Below are 16,635 nucleotides of genomic sequence, written 5' to 3'. Positions count from 1 at the left end.
TGCAAAGGAAAGATGGAAACTCATATCAAAACCGGCGGCCGCCCCGCCAAACCTTACGAAAGCAACCGCGCCCGGATGCTGATCTCTTGTCCGGACGGACCGGGTATCGTATCGGCCGTATCGCGTTTTCTTCATGAGCACGGCGCGAATATCGTTCAATCGGATCAGTATACGATGGATCCGGAGGGTGGCATGTTTTTTATGCGCATCGAGTTTGACCTCGATCAGCTGGAGGAGCGGGCAGCCGGTCTCCAGGAGGACTTCGCGGCGATCGCCGACAAGTTCGACATGCAATGGAACCTGTACCAGCTAAGCCGCAAGAAGAAGCTGGCGATCTTCGTGTCCAAGGAAGACCATTGTCTGGTCGAGCTTCTGTGGCAGTGGCAGGCGGGGGACCTGGATGCCGAAATTTCCATGGTCGTCAGCAACCATCCGGACATGAAGGAGTACGTTGAATCTTTCGGAATTCCGTACCACCATATTCCGGTGACGCCGGAAACGAAGAAGGAAGCGGAACGAAAGCAGCTGGAACTCGTCAACGGCAAAGTGGATCTGATCGTACTGGCCAGATACATGCAGATCGTATCGCCCGCTTTGATCGAACCGTACCGGAACCGGATCATCAACATTCATCATTCCTTCCTTCCGGCCTTCGTCGGCGGGAAGCCTTATGCTCAAGCCTATGATCGCGGGGTGAAAATTATCGGCGCGACGGCTCACTATGTGACCGAAGAGCTTGACGGAGGGCCGATTATTGAGCAGGACGTCCAGCGGGTCAGCCACCGCGACAATGTGAGCGAGCTGAAGCGCATCGGAAGAACGATCGAGCGCGTAGTGCTCGCAAGAGCGGTGAAATGGCATATTGAGGACCGCATTCTGGTTCATCAGAACAAAACCGTCGTTTTTAATTAAATATCGCTTGTTCCACCGCGCGGCAGAGGCGGATCAGCCGCGCGGTTTTGTTTTTTGGGGAAACTTTTTGCGCCGCCTGCCCGTTAAACATAAAGAAGGAATCTATGGCTGGGAACTTGTTTAGTTCGGAAAGGGGAAACTTGTGTTGCATTCAGTAAAACGATACGTCATGTACGCATGCCTTGGATGGATGCTGGCGGCATTTTGCGTTGCGGGCATTCCGGTATCCGCCGCCGCGGCCGAACCGAAAATCACGGTTCAAAGCGAAGAGGGGTTTGGCGGACTTTTCAAATCCAATGAATGGATCCCCTTAAAAATTTCGCTGACGAGCGATCGGGACATTTCGGGGGAACTGGTGGTGCAAACGGAGGTCCCTTTTACGGGAACCCGCATATCCCACGTACAGCAGGTAGAGTTGCCCGCGGGAACGACGAAGGTGGTTACCTTCGGGATCGAGGGTGACAGTTTCAGCAAAAACAACAATGAAATTCGCTTCTATCAAGGTTCGGCCGAGTCGGGGAAATACATTCCGTTCTCTTCCGGAACACCTTACCTGCAAAGGGCTTCCGTCCGCGGAACGCTGATCGGTGTTCTGGCCGCGGATCCCGATACGATGAATTTTCTCGCGGCCCTTAACGGAAACGTCAACCAGGCGGTGGTCGCCCCGCTAAAAGGGAGCGATATTCCCAACGAGGCGGCGCTGCTGGGCAGCCTGGATGTGCTTGTCATGAACAATTTTCCGGCGGACAGCCTGACCAGGGAGCAGGCGGAAGCGATCCGCTCTTGGGTCGACCGCGGCGGCTCGCTCGTATTGGCCGGCGGACAGGGCTATCCCAAGACCGCAAAAGGGTTTGAGGACCTTTCTCCGGTCGAGTATAAAGGCAGCGCGGATGTATCCTCTTTGCCGAATGTAGCGAAAGCAGGGGGGAAGCCGCTATCTTTAAACGAACCTTTTCCCGTTTCCGAGGCGAGTTTGAAGACGGGGGCAAAGGCGGACATCGCGGAAGGCGATCTGCCCCTGTTCGCCTCCTGGTCCGTCGGTAAAGGAAAAGTCTACTATGCCGCCTACGATGCGGCGATGGCGCCCCTCCAAGGATGGGCGGGGCATCCCGAAGTATGGAACCGGTTGCTGCGGGAGGAGATTTCCGCAAACTCAGGATCCATGGGCCATGGCGGTATGGGCTACGGCAGTAATTTGGCTTCCAATATCAGCTATTTACTGGATTATTTCCCTTCCTTAACGCTGCCTCCATTCTCCGCGCTGTTCTGGCTGCTTCTCGGATACGCCATCCTGGTGGCGCCTGTACTGTATTACATTTTGAAGAGAATCGACAAGCGCGAGTGGGCCTGGGGATTGATTCCCTTGATCGCGGTTTTGGCCAGCGGCGCCGTCTACATGACGGGAACGAGCGGAAAATCGAATCTGCGCAGCCATACGTTAAGCTTCGTGGAGCTGGACGGCAAAGGCCGTGCTTTAAATTCGACGGCTTCGGCTATATTTGTGCCCCGAGGCGGCACTTATAACGTTGCTCTTCCGGCGGGCACCTTTGTATCGGTGACCAGGGAGGACGGATTGCTCTCCGGCGGACAGGCCGGACAATCGAACCGTCAACTGGTCAGAGTTAAACCCGACACAACCGAAGTGAAGCTCCGGGACATGACGCATCGCTCCTTGGCCAAGCTGTGGATGGGCGAAACGATTCTACCCGAGTTCGGGGCCATAAAAATCAATTCCTCGTACGATGACCAGGGGCGCCTGACCGGAACGGTGACGAATGAAACCCATACCGATTTGAAAAAAGCAGCCATTCTTTCCGCGGGGAAAGTCTACCAGATCGGCGATCTCCCCCCAGGGAAAACCGTGCAGATTCCGGCGGGCACCGGTGTGGTTAATACGGGCGATTACGGTTCCACCTTGTATCCGCCGACGGGAAACAAGGAGGATTATTTGCTGCAGCGGCAAAGAGGCATGATCAACCAGTATATGGGCTCGGGATCGGCCTGGACGAAACATACCTTTATCGCATGGAACGAGGAGCCGCTGGAACAGGACCAGTATGAGGTTAACGGAAAGTCGCCGCAGTCCGACCGGCTTAATCTGGTTACCCAATTTTTCGCTCCGAGTTTTGAACAGGGCGGGGCGGTTTCCATTCCTTACGGGATGATAGGGGCCCGGATTACGGAGGTTACAGCAAAAGACTGGGGAACGGAAGGGTCCAACAGAGTCAACATGTCAAACGGAGAAATGACCTTGGAATACACCTTGCCGGATCTTGGCGATCTCCGGATATCAAGATTGATGATCCGCTCCACCTATCCCGGGGATAAAACGACAATAATGATTTGGAACGAAGATCTCGGGAAGTGGGAGAAGTTTGATCTTGGAGCCAAGTTCGAGGCCGACCTCACCAAGAAAGCGGAAGCTTATGTACGCGGGGGGGTTATGAAAGTGAAAATTACAGCCGCAGAATGGACCTACTTCGATCTGCCGGAAATTTCGCTGAAAGGAAAGCAAAACCGATGATTGAAATCAAAAACTTATGCAAGACATACGGCGGTTTTGAGGCGCTGAAGTCGGTGAATCTTACCATTTCCAAAGGAACGGTGTTCGGTTTCGTGGGGCCGAACGGAGCGGGAAAGACGACCACGATGTCGATCCTGGCGACCTTGCTGGCCCCCAGCTCCGGGTCGGCCAGAGTCGGGGGCTTTGAAGTGACGGAGTATCCGCACGAGGTCCGCAAGCGAATCGGATACATGCCGGATTTTTTCGGGGTTTACGACCAGTTCAAAACGACGGAATATCTCCATTTTTACGGGGCCAGCTACGGCATTCCGAGGGACGAAAGAGAGCGGCTGATTCCTCAGTTGCTCGAGCTTGTGAACTTGAGCGATAAAAAAGACGCCTACGTCGACAGCTTGTCCCGCGGGATGAAGCAGCGCCTCTGTCTGGCGCGGTGCCTGGTGCACGATCCCGAGGTGCTGATTCTGGACGAGCCGGCTTCGGGGCTCGATCCCCGGGCTCGCATCGAGATGCGGGAAATTCTGAAGGAACTGAAGCTGATGGGCAAGACGATCATCATCTCTTCTCATATTTTGCCCGAGCTGGCGGAGATGGTCGATGAAATCGGCGTGATCGAGCACGGAACGATGATTGCTCAAGGGCGGGTGAGCGAGATCCAGAATCGGCTCCGGGTCAAAAGAGTGCTGCATATCCGCGTCCTGGACCGGGCCGGCGAACTGGCCGCGCGGCTTAAGGACGAGGCGCATGTCAGCCAGGTCCTCCACGACGAGACGGGCATCCATGTTCATTTCGGCGGTGGCGATGCGGAGCAGTCCCAACTGCTGGGCGGCATCATCGGTTCGGGGTATCAGGTGATCTCTTTCCATGAAGCCCAGAGCAATCTGGAGGATGTCTTCCTGGAAATTACGAAAGGGGGGACGGAACATGAACTGGCGCAACATGTGGATTAATCCCGTCCTGGACAAGGAGTTTCGTCTGCGGATGCGGACGCCGAGGGCCGCGGTGTCGGTGCTTAGTTACGTGCTGGTCATGGGGCTTCTGGCCATGGGCATCATCTACGTGATGACCTCCGGCGGCATGGGCCAGGCCGGAAGAATCGACCCGACCAGCAGCCGGATGATGTTCTATGCGCTAAGCATCGCGCAGCTCGTTCTGATCGCTTTTATGACGCCGGCTCTGACGGCCGGAGTGATCAGCGGGGAGCGGGAAAAGCAGACGCTGAACATGCTGCTGACGACGCAGCAAAGTTCGGCGACGATTATTCTAAGCAAGCTGGTCTCCTCGCTCGGCTTTATAACCCTCCTGATCGTGGCGACACTGCCGGTCTACAGCATCGTGTTTCTGTATGGCGGGGTTTCTCCGAGCCAATTGCTTTCGGTCTTTATTTTCTATCTTTTTGTCATGCTGCTGCTCGGCTCGATCGGAGTGATGTACTCCACGCTGTTCAAAAGAACCATGGTTTCCGTGATCATGACCTACGGGACGGGACTGATCATTTTCTTGGTGACCGGACTCGTGTTCTTGTTTGCCTTAAGCATAGAACAGGCGCAGCAATACGCGGCATCCGGCCCTCCGCAGCCTTATTCCTGGGTCGGGTATGTGCTTGGGCTCAATCCGGCCGGGGCTCTCATCAGCATCCTGGAGCCTTCGTTCTCGGAATCCGCCTTCTTGGTTAACGGGGGCAATTTTCAGGCCAAGGCGCCCATTCCGTTGTGGCTGGAGTTTGTACTCGTTTATGCTGTCGGGATCGTTATTTTTCTCTGGGTGGCCATCCGCAAAATCCGTCCGGTCAGAGGCAAACGATTCCGTCCCGAGAGACCGCGGGAAACAGGCGGCGAAGCGACCGACAAGGTGATGCGAAAGCAGCCATGAATCGTTTAACTAAAAGATGACGGGAGGAGGCGGCAATATGGAGGAGTTCGAGTTCCACCGACAGTTGAAGCTCGTCCGCAGGCGATTACAGCGGTTTCGCGAACTGGACGGGATGAGATGGGGATTTCTGTCGGGGCTTGCCGCCGCCCTTCTGTGGCTGGCTGCCGGCAGATTGTGGCCCTTGGAGGGGCCATGGATGTATGCGGCGGCCAGCATAGGGGTGTTCACAGCGGCCGGCTGGCTGTACGGCCGCTTTAACTGGGTGCCGCTCGCGGAAGCGGCCCGGACGATGGACCGGGCCGAACCGGGGGAGGAGCGGCAGGATCTGCTGGCGACGGCGTTCGCCTTCGCCGGAGAAGACTCGCCGGCCGCCCGTCAGCAACGGGGACAGGCGGAGGCGTACGGCGCGGCCTATATCGGCGAGCTGAAACAGCGCCTGCCGCTGCCGCGCCGCCGCTATTGGCCGCTTGCCGCCGCCGCGGGCCTGCTGGCCGTGCTCCTGCTGGCCGTGCTGCCGAATCCGATGGACGAGACGGTGCGAAAGAACCGCCAAGCGCGGGACTGGGTTCGTACCCAACAGACGGAGACCGAGCGGAAGCTGGAGCAGTTGAAGGCGGAAACGCTGGACCCGCAGGCGAAGACGGCGTTGTCCGACGAGCTGGCCGAGCTCCGGCAGGCTTTGCGGCAGAGTCGAAATCCGGACCAAGCGTTGGACCTTCTCGAGGAAAAAATGCGGAAGCTGGACGAGATGGCGGATAAGCTTGAATTGGAGCAGCGTCGGCGCGAGGATTGGCTCGAGGCCTGGAAAAGCCGCGCCGATACCGGGAAGTTGGGCAAAGCGCTGGAGATGAAGAGCCCCGATGAAGCCGGCAAGGCGGTGGACGAGCTGAGGCAGAAGGCGCCGAGCCTTACCGTGGAGCAGCGGGAGAGCCTGGCGGAAGCGCTTCGGCAACTGGCCGAAACCGCGCCCGACGAAGATGCGGATGCGCAGCGGCTCGGGGAAGCGCTGCGGAAAGCGGCCGCAGCGCTGGAGAGCGGAGAGGCCGCCGGGGCGGACCGGGCGCTGGAGGAATTGGCCGAAGCGATGGAGCGGGACATCCGCGCCTCGGAGACCAAATCCGGCCAAGCCGCGTCCGCGTCCGAGTTGGCGGCGGCCTTGGCGGAGCAGGGGCTGGATTTGGCGGAGGACATGGCCGCCTCCGGGTTGGCCGTTTCGGGCGCCTGGGGCCAGGGCGGCCGGGCGGAGCAGTTGGCCGCCGGAAGCGCCGCGTCCGGCAGCGGCGCTTCTCCCGGCAATGCGCCGGGAGAGAACGCCCCGGGCGGCCGCGGCACCGGTGAAGGAAACGGGCCCGGCGATGGCTCAGGTGCAGGGGCCGGCCAAAGAAGCGGCGGCGGGTCGGGAATCGGCCAAGGCCAGGGCTCGGGTGCGGGGTCCGGAACCGGCGGTCGCGGTCAGGGGATTGGCGCCGGTCAAGGCCAGGGCTCCGGCGCCGGGCTTGGCAGCGGCGGCCGCACGCTGGTGACGACGCCGCGGAGTATTCAGGGCGGCGGCCGGGTCGAAACCGACGGGGGTCCCGCTACCGGAGGCAGTGTGCAAAAAGGAGGCAAGTCTCCGGTCTTGGACGGCGTCAGCCGTCCCTATGAAGAGGTCTACAGCGACTATGCGGCCGAAGCCAAACGGTCGCTGGAGCGGAAGGATCTTCCCCAGCGGATGCAGGGACTGGTCGAGCGTTATTTTACGGAAATTGACCCGGGGTCTTAATCGTTTTTTTGTATTTACAACTAAGGAGGAGATGGATGATGTTGGAACCGATGCCGCAGGTAAAGGCCTGGAGCGACACGATTTCGGCCGTGCGGGAGCAGATCTCCCGTGTGATCGTGGGGCAGACGGACGTGGTGGAGCAGATGTTGTGGTGTATTTTTGCCGGCGGACACGCGCTGCTGGAGGGGATTCCCGGTCTCGGAAAAACGGTGCTGGTCCGAACGATCGCCGATACGCTCGAACTGTCCTTCTCGAGGATCCAGTTTACGCCGGATTTGATGCCGAGCGATATCACCGGGACGAATGTCATCCGGTTCGGGCCGCAGGGGGCGGCGGACGCCGTATTCCAGCCCGGCCCCGTGTTCAGCGGCATCGTGCTGGCCGACGAGATCAACCGGGCTTCCCCGAAAACCCAAAGCGCCCTGCTCGAAGCCATGCAGGAGCAGACCGTTACGGTGGGCGGGGAGACGCGGAAACTGCCGCATCCTTTTTTCGTGCTGGCCACGCAAAACCCGTTGGAACAGGAAGGAACTTATCCGCTGCCCGAAGCCCAGCTTGACCGGTTCATGCTGAAAATTCATGTCGGCTACCCATCCCCGGAAGAGCTTAAGGAAATCGTTCGCCGGACGACCTCAGGGCCCACGCCGGTACCGGACCGACGGACCCAGGTGGCCGATCTGCTGGAGATTCGGCAGGCATCCAGGGAGGTGCTGCTGGCCGACGAGGTGCTGGATTACGGCATACGCCTCCTGATGATGACGCATCCGGAGGAACAGGCCGCACCGGAAGCGGTTCGCAGCTACGTCCGTTTCGGGTCGGGCCCGCGCGGCATTCAATCGATCATTGCGGCGGCCAAGGTGCGGGCGATCTCCAAGGGGCGTCTGCACGTGTCGACCGGCGATATCGCCGCGGTAGCGGTGCCGGCGCTGCGCCACCGGCTGTTCCTCAATTTCGAAGGGCAGGCCATGGGGATCTCGACGGATGCGATCATAAAGGAAATCCTCGCCGTGCTGGAGGGTGCCAGATGAATCAGCCGCTTCTTCCGCCTTCCCTGCTCCCCCGCTTGGAGAGACTGTCCCTGAACTCCGGACGGCAGGTCCGAGGGACGGCCCAGGGCAAGAGACGATCCGGCCGCCTCGGAGCATCCCAGGAGTTTGCCGATTACCGGGAGTACACGCCGGGTGATGACATCCGCCGCTTTGATTGGGGGGTGTACCGGCGGACGGGCCGTCCTTTTGTCCGCCAGTATTGGGACGAGCAGGAATTGATGGTCAGTCTGTATCTGGACGTTTCGGCTTCGATGGATTTCGGCGAGGAGAACAAACTCCGCTACGCGAAAAGGCTGGCGGCTGCGGTCGGCTATATGGCTTTGGCCGCGGACGACCGGGTGGCGGGGGCGGTGTTTACGGATGCGATCCGGCAAAAGCTGCCGGTGATTCGAGGCAAAGCCTCGGTGCTTCGGTTGTTCCGGTTTCTTGAAGAGGCCGTCCCTTCCGGGGTTGGGAACATCCGGACCGCGCTCAGCACCCCCGCTTCGCTGCCCGTCCGTCCCGGCATGGCCTGGATTTTCTCCGATTTGTGGCTGGAGGACGGGGTGGATGGCTTGAAGGACGCGCTCTCCTATCTGCTGGCCGCCGGACAGGATATCGTGCTGGTCCAGATCGTTTCTCCCGCGGAGATCAAGCCGGCCTTTAGCGGGGATTTACGGCTGGTGGACAGCGAGCTGGGAACGGGTAAAGAACTGGCCATAAGCGGCAGAGTCCTGGAGAGCTATGCGGCGGAATGGAAGGATTATACCGGCCGAATTTCGGCTTTCTGCTTGGAGCGAGGTATTCGCTACGTTGTGATCCCCACGGATTTGCCATTGGAAAAGGGGATTTTTCAGACCCTTCGCACTGCGGGGCTCCTCGGTTAAAGAACGGTTTTATAAACAAGGAAAGGGGGGAAGAGCGGATGGAATTCGCTTCCTGGGCCGGCCTGTGGTTCGGACTTGCTTTGCCGGCGATCGTCGTCATGTATCTGTTTAAGCGAAAATATGCGGATATGCTCGTCCCCAGCCATATGCTGTGGAACCGGGTGCTGCGCAATATGGAAGCGAACCGCCCTTGGCAAAAGCTGCAGAACCGGCTGCTGTTGTGGTTTCAGCTGCTTGTGGCCGCCCTCCTCACGGTTGCGTTGATGCTGCCTTTCGTGTGGGTTCAAGGCGGATTTCAAGGCCATACGGTCATCATTATGGACACGTCGGCTAGCATGAGCGCAGCCGCCGAGGCGGGGGAGAACGGTGAGGCGGAGCCGGTCAGCCGGTTAGACCGGATGAAGGAGCGGCTTTCGGAGTACATCGGAAACAAAGGGGTCGACGAGGAAATCACGCTGCTTCAACTCGGCGGCAAACCCGAAGTTTTAATGTCGAAGGAGTCGGACAAGGACAAGCTTCGCCGGGCGGTGTCGGGGATTTCTCCGGATTACGGCTCGGCGGCTTACCGGGAAACGCTGTCCCTGGCCACGGCATTAACACGAAGCGATTCCGGGGCACGCATCATGCTGTTTTCGGACAGCCCCTGGAACGAAGCCTTCGCGGACGTCAACAACGCGGGGAGCGAAACGCCGGTCGAATACGTTCCGGTTGAAGCCGAAGGGGAGGTGCGGAATACCGCCATCGAACAATTCGGCGTGAAGTCGAACGACCATACCCAAACGAGTATCGCCGGGGTGGCGGTCGTGAAGAACTTCGGGAGCGTAGAGACGAAAGCGACCCTGAACCTCTACGGGGACGGGGAACTGCTGGCGACGAAGACCGCGGTACTTCGGGAACAGTCTAAATCAACCTTGACTTTCGAGGACCTCCCCGGGGCCGACGTATATCGTTTGGCGGTTGAGGAGACGGATGCGTATGCTCCGGACGACGAGGCGTTTGCTTTTTTGGAACGGGCCGACTCCCCGAACGTGCTGCTTCTATCCCCGGGGAATTTGTTTCTGGAGAAAGCCGTGCAGCTTACCGGAGCCCGGTTGTCGCGGATGCAGCTTCCGGCGGAGGGAGGCGACGGAGCGGAAGGGAAAGCTCCATCGCTTCCGGAGCGCCGTCCGGATCTTATCATCGTCGACGGTCCGCTGCCGGAGTTCGCGCGGGAAGGGGAGTGGGCCGCGCTGTTTAAGGAAACGCCGCTCTGGAGCTGGGGAGGACGGGGGGACAAAATGCGCCTCGCGTCCAGCGAAGTCGTCATCGGGGAGCACCCGGTTACGCGTTATTTGACGATGGCGGATCCTCCGGCCGGACAACTGCGAAAAGCAGAGATTCCGGTCTGGGCCAAGCCAATCTGGACGGTCGGCGGGCTTCCTGCCGCCTACGCGGGGACTGAGAACGGCGTCCCGCGTCTCGTTTTTTTGTTTGATTTGCAGGACGGGGATCTCCCCCTGCGGCCCGAGTTCCCCATTTTGGTGAAGAACGCCGTGGATTGGCTGAAGGCCGGGGGAACGGCCGGGCTGGGAAGGGCGGTCGCCGGAAGCGAATTGGAGATTCCTTTCGCCGCGGATACGGTCCGGGCGGTTTGGACTCCGCTCGAAGGATACGCCGCCCGCCAGGGGAGCGGCGAAATACCGATATCCCCGGAGAGGGGAGAATTCTCCGCCAATCAGCAGGCTCCCGGCATTCCCGGTTTATGGAGGCTGCGGGTCTTTGCCAATGACGGCGCTGAGGGGCCGGGCTTTCTGCTGGAAGTGACGGCCGATCCGGCGGAATCCTCGCTTCGCGGCCCCGTCTTGTCCGCCGGCGGTGCGGGCACAGCCTCGCAGGAAAAAGAGGCGGAGACCCGTCCGGAGCAGTCAAAAACCCGGTACTCTTTGGTGTATTTGGCTGTGATCCTGGCCATCGCTGTGATTTTGACGGAGTGGGGGGTGTACCGGCGTGGGCGTTCAATTTCATAATCCTTGGGTGCTGTTGCTGCTGCTCCCATTAGGTGCCTTTGTAGTTTACTCGCTTCGCTCCGATTTCGGACTGAAGGGAGGGCGCAAAAAATGGGCCATCGGCCTGAGAACCGCCATCCTTATGCTTCTTCTTATGGTTCTTGCCGGATTTCAAACGTACGCTCTGGTTAAAGAGAAGGAGGTGGTCTTTCTCGTCGACCGCTCGGCGAGCGTCGAGGAAACGGATTCCGCGCAGGAATGGATCCGCAGAGCCTCCGCGGCAAAAGACGAACGGGATCGGGCGGGCGTCGTTTCCTTCGGTCTTGACGGTTTGATCGAGAAAAACCTGGATGCGCGTCCCGTATCCGAAGCAAGCCTGGGGGCGGACGTCAATCCGGGATTCACCCATCTTGCGAAAGGACTTCAGGTCGCGGGCGGGCTGTTTGCGGGCAAAGAGAATCGGAGGATCGTCCTGATCTCGGACGGACGGGAGAATGTCGGCGACGCGGCTGCGGAAGCCGCGCTGCTGAAGGAACGCGGTATCGCGGTCGACGTGGCGGAAATCACGCCGCCGCTCCATACGGACGCAGCGATCGAGGAATTCAGTCTGCCCGAACAACTGTATCCGGGAGAAGCCTTTGCCTTTGAAGTCCTAATCCGCAGCACCTTTGCCGGAGCCGGGGAGCTTCGGCTGTATGAGGACAACCGGGAGATCGGGCGGCATCGGATCGCGCTGGAGCGGGGGGACAACCGCCTTGCCTTGCAAGGATTGGCGAAAGAGCCGGGGCTGCACCGCTACCGGGCCGAATTTTTTGCGGGTGCGGACGAACGCGCCGAGAACAATGTCCATTATGCGTTCACCCGCGTGAAAGGCGAGCCCAAAGTGCTGATCGTCGAAGGAAAGCCGGGAACCTCCTCCAATCTGGAAAACGCGTTGAAATCCGGGCTGATCGATTACGAGGTCATCCCGCCCGGCATGCTGCCCTCGGAACTGGCCAAGTATGCCGGATACGAAAGCATTCTGTTTAATAATGTGTCCGGCGAGCAGGTCGGCGGCAAGCAAATGGAACTGATCGAACAGGCGGTCCGCTCCTTTGGCGTTGGCTTTATGATGATTGGAGGCGAGGACAGCTTCGGAATGGGCGGTTACTATAAAACGCCGATCGAGCAGCTGCTTCCCGTTTCCATGGAACTCGAGGGAAAACGGGAAGTCCCCTCCCTCGGGCTAATCCTGGTTATCGACCGGTCGGGCAGTATGACCGGGGATAAACTGGAGCTGGCCAAGGAATCGGCGATGCGTACGGTGGAACAGCTGCGGCCGAAAGACACGGTCGGCGTGGTGGCGTTCGACGACAAGCCCTGGTGGGTGGTCGAACCCCGGACGCTGGACGATAAAGAAGAGGTGATCGCTCAAATCGGCGGTATACCGAGCGCGGGCGGGACGAATATTTTCCCCGCGGTGTCGGAGGCCGCGGAGAAAATGCTGGCGGCGGAGGCGCAGCGGAAGCATATCATTCTGCTGACGGACGGCCAGTCTGCCGTGAATTCGGGGTATGACGAACTGCTGAAAACGATGGTGGACGGGAAAATCACGATGTCGACCGTAGCGGTCGGCCAGGATGCCGACGTGAATCTGCTGCAATTCTTGGCGAACGGGGCCAAAGGGCGGTATTATCTGGTGGAGGATGCCACGACGCTGCCGGCCATTTTCAGCCGGGAGGCCGCGATGATCGCCAGAACTTATATCGTCGACCGCCCGTTCGTCCCGGCGCTTGTGCAGCCGGGGGATTGGGGCGGCTGGTTCCGTGACGGGACGCCGCGCATCTATGGGTACGTCGCCGCCACGCCTAAGCTTACGGCCCAGACCGTGCTGTCGAGCCCGGAGCCCGACCCCCTGCTGGCCAGGTGGCAGTACGGATCGGGGCGGACGGTGGCCTGGACGAGCGACCTGACGGGGAAATGGTCGAAGGATTGGGTCAAATGGCCGGATTTTCCCGGATGGTTTACGGAGATGGTGAAGTGGACCTTTCCGCAATTTTCCGCGTCCCCTTACGAAGTGAACACTACGGTGACGGGAAATGAAGTGCATTTTGAAGTCACGTCGGAAGCAGCGGACGCTCCGGATGAGCTGGAAGCGGTCGTTACCGGGGAAGAAGGCGGGGAGAGCCGGGTTGCGCTCACGCAGATCTCCCCGGGCGTTTATACCGGATCGACGGACATCCGCACGCCGGGCTCCTTTTTGCTCAACCTGCAGGCCAAAGACGACAGTGGCAGCGGCAAGGCGCTAAACGGCAGCACGGGCACCGGCTTCGTCGTGCCGTACTCGCCGGAATTCCGCATTCCGGCCGGTGGGGCGCAGGAGGACAAGCTGCAGGCTTTGGCTGAGCAGACCGGCGGCCGGGTGCTGGACTGGAACGACCCGGAGGCGGCGTTCCGCTTTGAGGCGCAGCCCGAAAGGTCGCTGCGCGGTTGGGAGCGCCCGCTGCTGGCCGCGGCGCTGCTGCTCTGGCTCGCCGACATCGCCGTCCGGCGTCTGGCGCTGCCATGGTCCCGGCTGGCGGCGTTCCTCGCCGCCGCCAGCCCTTGGCGCCGCCGCGCCCGCGCGCTCGCGGCGGAATCGCCCGCTGCGTCCGCCGCCGGAGCGGACGCCGGGCTCGCCCGGCTGGCCGCGCGGAAATCGCGCGCGGCCGCCTTTTACGGCGCGGGCACCGGCGGCAAAGCCGCCGCCGATGCCCCGCCGCAGCCGCCGGCCTCCCCTCCGCCGGAGGAGGCCGGACAGGAGACCGCGCCCGCCGGGGACGGAGGCGCGGACCGGCTTGGCCGCCTGCTGGAGGCCAAGCGGCGGGGCGGCCGGTAGCGCTTGGCGCTGCCGGATTAGGGCTTCCGCGCGACCGCCGCGGGAGGAGCATTCTTTTTGGCGCTTTCAGGTATTCTTGCCTTCCCCGTGGGAAAGCTATGGACGATTGTTGAGAAAGTCATCTTGTTATGGAAAAGAGATGCAGGTAGTGGTACAATAGATAAAGTCAAAATGATCTTTTCAATTTGAATGTTTAACTTAGCAAGCTCTAGCCTTTCTTGATGCACAACGTATTTTTCCATGACCAAGGAGGAAAAGAAATGCCATTGTCAGACAACAACACCATTGAAAATTTGTCGATCACGACGATTCGTACGCTTGCGATCGACGCCATCGAAAAGGCGAAATCCGGCCATCCGGGGATGCCGATGGGTTCCGCGCCGATGGGTTATCAGCTGTTCGCCAAAACGATGACGCACAACCCGGATCATCCGACGTGGATCAACCGCGACCGTTTCGTCCTGTCGGCTGGACACGGCTCCATGCTGTTGTACAGCTTGCTTCATTTGAGCGGATATGACCTTCCGATGGAAGAGATCAAGCAGTTCCGCCAATGGGGCAGCAAGACGCCGGGTCACCCCGAATTCGGACACACCGCGGGCGTTGACGCCACGACGGGCCCGCTTGGACAAGGGATCGCCATGGCGGTGGGGATGGCGCTTGCCGAAACCCAACTCGCGGCTACCTACAACAAAGGCGATTTGAAACTGATCGATCACTATACTTACGGCATCTGCGGCGACGGAGACTTGATGGAAGGCGTTGCCAGCGAGGCTGCCTCCTTGGCTGGTCATCTGAAGCTGGGCAAGCTGATTTTCCTTTACGATTCCAACGATATCTCGCTGGACGGCGAGCTTAACCTCAGCTTCTCCGAGAAGGTAAGACAGCGTTTTGAAGCTTACGGCTGGCAGACGCTTCTCGTCGAAGACGGCAACGATCTGTCCGCCATCGCGGCGGCGATCGAAGAAGGCAAGCGCGACACGGAGCGTCCGACTTTGATCGAGGTGAAGACGGTCATCGGTTACGGCAGCCCGAACAAGCAAGGCAAGGGCGGCCATGGCGGTACGCACGGTTCTCCGCTTGGCGCGGAAGAAGCCAAACTGACCAAAGATTTTTACAAATGGGTTTATGAAGAAGACTTCTACGTTCCGCAGGAAGTCCGCGACCATTTCGCTCAAGTCAAAGAGCGCGGCATCGCGGCGAACAAAGCATGGGACGAGACATTTGCCAAATATAAAGCCCAGTATCCGGAACTGGCCGCGCAATTCGAAAAAGCGATCTCCGGCGAACTGGAATCCGGTTGGGACAAGGATCTGCCGAAATACAGCGCGGACGACAAAGCGCTGTCCACCCGCGTCGCTTCCGGCAACGCGCTGAACGGATTGACCGGCGGCGTACCGCAGCTTCTCGGCGGCTCGGCCGACCTGGAAAGCTCGACGATGACGCACCTCAAAGGTCTTCCGGTCTATACGCCGCAAAGCCGCGAAGGACGCAACCTGTACTTCGGCGTGCGCGAATTCGGCATGGCCGCGGCGATGAACGGGATCGCGCTGCATGGCGGACTTAAAGTGTTCGGCGGCACGTTCTTCGTGTTCACGGATTACCTTCGTCCGGCTGTGCGTCTTGCCGCGCTTATGAAACTGCCTGTGACCTACGTTCTCACCCACGACAGTATCGCCGTTGGGGAAGACGGTCCTACGCACGAGCCGATCGAGCAGTTGGCTTCGCTTCGCATTATTCCGGGTCTGACGGTCATCCGTCCTGCCGACGGCAACGAAACGTCCGCCGCTTGGGCTTATGCGGTGGAGAACACTTCCAATCCGGTGGCTCTGGTGCTGACTCGTCAAAACTTGCCGATTCTGGAAAAGACGGCCGAACTGGCGCGGGAAGGCGTTAAACGCGGCGGCTATGTCGTGTCGGATGCCAAGGACGGCAAACCGGTTGCCCAGATTATCGCCACCGGTTCCGAAGTGCAGCTTGCGGTTCGGGCTCAGGCCGCTTTGGCGGAAGAAGGCATTCATGTACGCGTGATCAGCCTGCCGAGCTGGGATCTTTTCGACAAGCAGGATCAGGCATACAAAGATTCCGTCATTCTGCCTGACGTGAAAGCCCGCGTTGCCGTGGAAATGGCGCATCCGTTCGGATGGGAGCGTTATGTGGGCGAGAAGGGCAGCGTCATCGGCATCAACACCTTTGGGGCATCCGCGCCTGGAGACAAGGTGATCGAGGAGTACGGCTTTACCGTGGCCAATGTGGTGAAGCACGTTAAGGATCAATTGAAATAACATCCATCAAAGAGGACCGAGGGGAGCGGGAAGCGTGGAGCAATTCAAAAATGTAACTGTAGACAAGGCCGCCAACATTTACTTTGACGGCAAAGTAACGAGCCGGACGGTATGGCTGCAGGACGGAAATAAAATTACGCTCGGAATTATGCTTCCCGGCGAGTATGAGTTCGGTACGGACTCGCTGGAAGTGATGGACATTCTCTCCGGAGACCTGAAGGTCCTGCTTCCGGGCGAAACGATATGGAGAGAGATCAGCGGACGCGGAACGTTTACCGTGCCCGCAAACTCCTCCTTCAAGCTGGTGGTCCAAAGCGTTACGGATTACTGCTGCTCTTACGGTTCAGGGGCTTAAGTTCAAGTTGGATTTCTATCAAAAGGCAGGTACATGCTCAGCGCTGTATCTGCCTTTTCCCATACGGGCGGTTGCCTGAAGGAGCCGAGTTGTGTTATTACTGAAAACACGAACTTGTATCGGTTACGGTACTGATTATGCATTCTAATGCGTATACGGACGAGGAGAGGA

At 59.5% G+C, this 16,635-nt stretch carries 11 protein-coding genes; all 11 read left to right on the top strand.

Going from position 1 to position 16,635, the window contains the following annotated elements:
• Positions 1-12: 12 nt before the first annotated feature.
• A complete protein-coding gene (gene purU / locus FRY98_RS05780) occupies positions 13-912 on the top strand; it encodes a formyltetrahydrofolate deformylase (RefSeq protein WP_148450752.1) in 900 nt (299 codons plus the stop codon).
• Positions 913-1,057: 145 nt separating this feature from the next.
• Entirely contained in the window at positions 1,058-3,436 is a 2,379-nt protein-coding gene (locus tag FRY98_RS05775; protein ID WP_148450751.1) for a DUF7408 domain-containing protein, read from the top strand.
• The gene (locus tag FRY98_RS05770) at positions 3,433-4,383 is read left to right on the top strand and encodes an ABC transporter ATP-binding protein (RefSeq protein ID WP_148450750.1); all 951 of its coding nucleotides are present in this window, start codon (positions 3,433-3,435) and stop codon (positions 4,381-4,383) included. Before FRY98_RS05775 ends, FRY98_RS05770 begins: the two co-directional genes overlap by 4 nt.
• Complete coding sequence (locus FRY98_RS05765; RefSeq protein ID WP_148450749.1) at positions 4,358-5,305, top strand: ABC transporter permease; 948 nt, start codon at positions 4,358-4,360, stop codon at positions 5,303-5,305. Before FRY98_RS05770 ends, FRY98_RS05765 begins: the two co-directional genes overlap by 26 nt.
• A gap of 37 nt (positions 5,306-5,342) precedes the next feature.
• Complete coding sequence (locus FRY98_RS05760) at positions 5,343-7,067, top strand: phage tail tape measure protein (RefSeq protein WP_148450748.1); 1,725 nt, start codon at positions 5,343-5,345, stop codon at positions 7,065-7,067.
• Positions 7,068-7,105: 38 nt separating this feature from the next.
• Positions 7,106-8,095: an AAA family ATPase gene (locus FRY98_RS05755; RefSeq protein ID WP_148451202.1), complete on the top strand. Its 990-nt coding sequence runs from the start codon at positions 7,106-7,108 to the stop codon at positions 8,093-8,095.
• Entirely contained in the window at positions 8,092-8,982 is an 891-nt protein-coding gene (locus FRY98_RS05750) for a DUF58 domain-containing protein (protein ID WP_148450747.1), read from the top strand. The genes FRY98_RS05755 and FRY98_RS05750 overlap by 4 nt, the downstream gene beginning before the upstream one ends.
• A gap of 38 nt (positions 8,983-9,020) precedes the next feature.
• Positions 9,021-10,988, top strand: a complete 1,968-nt coding sequence (locus tag FRY98_RS05745) for a vWA domain-containing protein (RefSeq protein ID WP_148450746.1) — start codon at positions 9,021-9,023, stop codon at positions 10,986-10,988.
• Positions 10,969-13,824: a VWA domain-containing protein gene (locus tag FRY98_RS05740; RefSeq protein WP_148450745.1), complete on the top strand. Its 2,856-nt coding sequence runs from the start codon at positions 10,969-10,971 to the stop codon at positions 13,822-13,824. Before FRY98_RS05745 ends, FRY98_RS05740 begins: the two co-directional genes overlap by 20 nt.
• A 260-nt stretch (positions 13,825-14,084) precedes the next feature.
• Positions 14,085-16,109, top strand: coding sequence for a transketolase (gene tkt / locus FRY98_RS05735; protein WP_148450744.1), 2,025 nt, complete (start codon positions 14,085-14,087; stop codon positions 16,107-16,109).
• A gap of 34 nt (positions 16,110-16,143) precedes the next feature.
• The gene (gene ppnP, locus FRY98_RS05730; protein ID WP_148450743.1) at positions 16,144-16,464 is read left to right on the top strand and encodes a pyrimidine/purine nucleoside phosphorylase; all 321 of its coding nucleotides are present in this window, start codon (positions 16,144-16,146) and stop codon (positions 16,462-16,464) included.
• Positions 16,465-16,635 lie beyond the last annotated feature (171 nt).

This window comes from Paenibacillus faecis, from assembly GCF_008084145.1.
Taxonomy (GTDB): Bacteria; Bacillota; Bacilli; order Paenibacillales; family Paenibacillaceae; genus Fontibacillus; species Fontibacillus faecis.
Note: the sequence above shows the minus strand (reverse complement) of the source record. Positions and strands in the feature narration are given on the sequence as shown.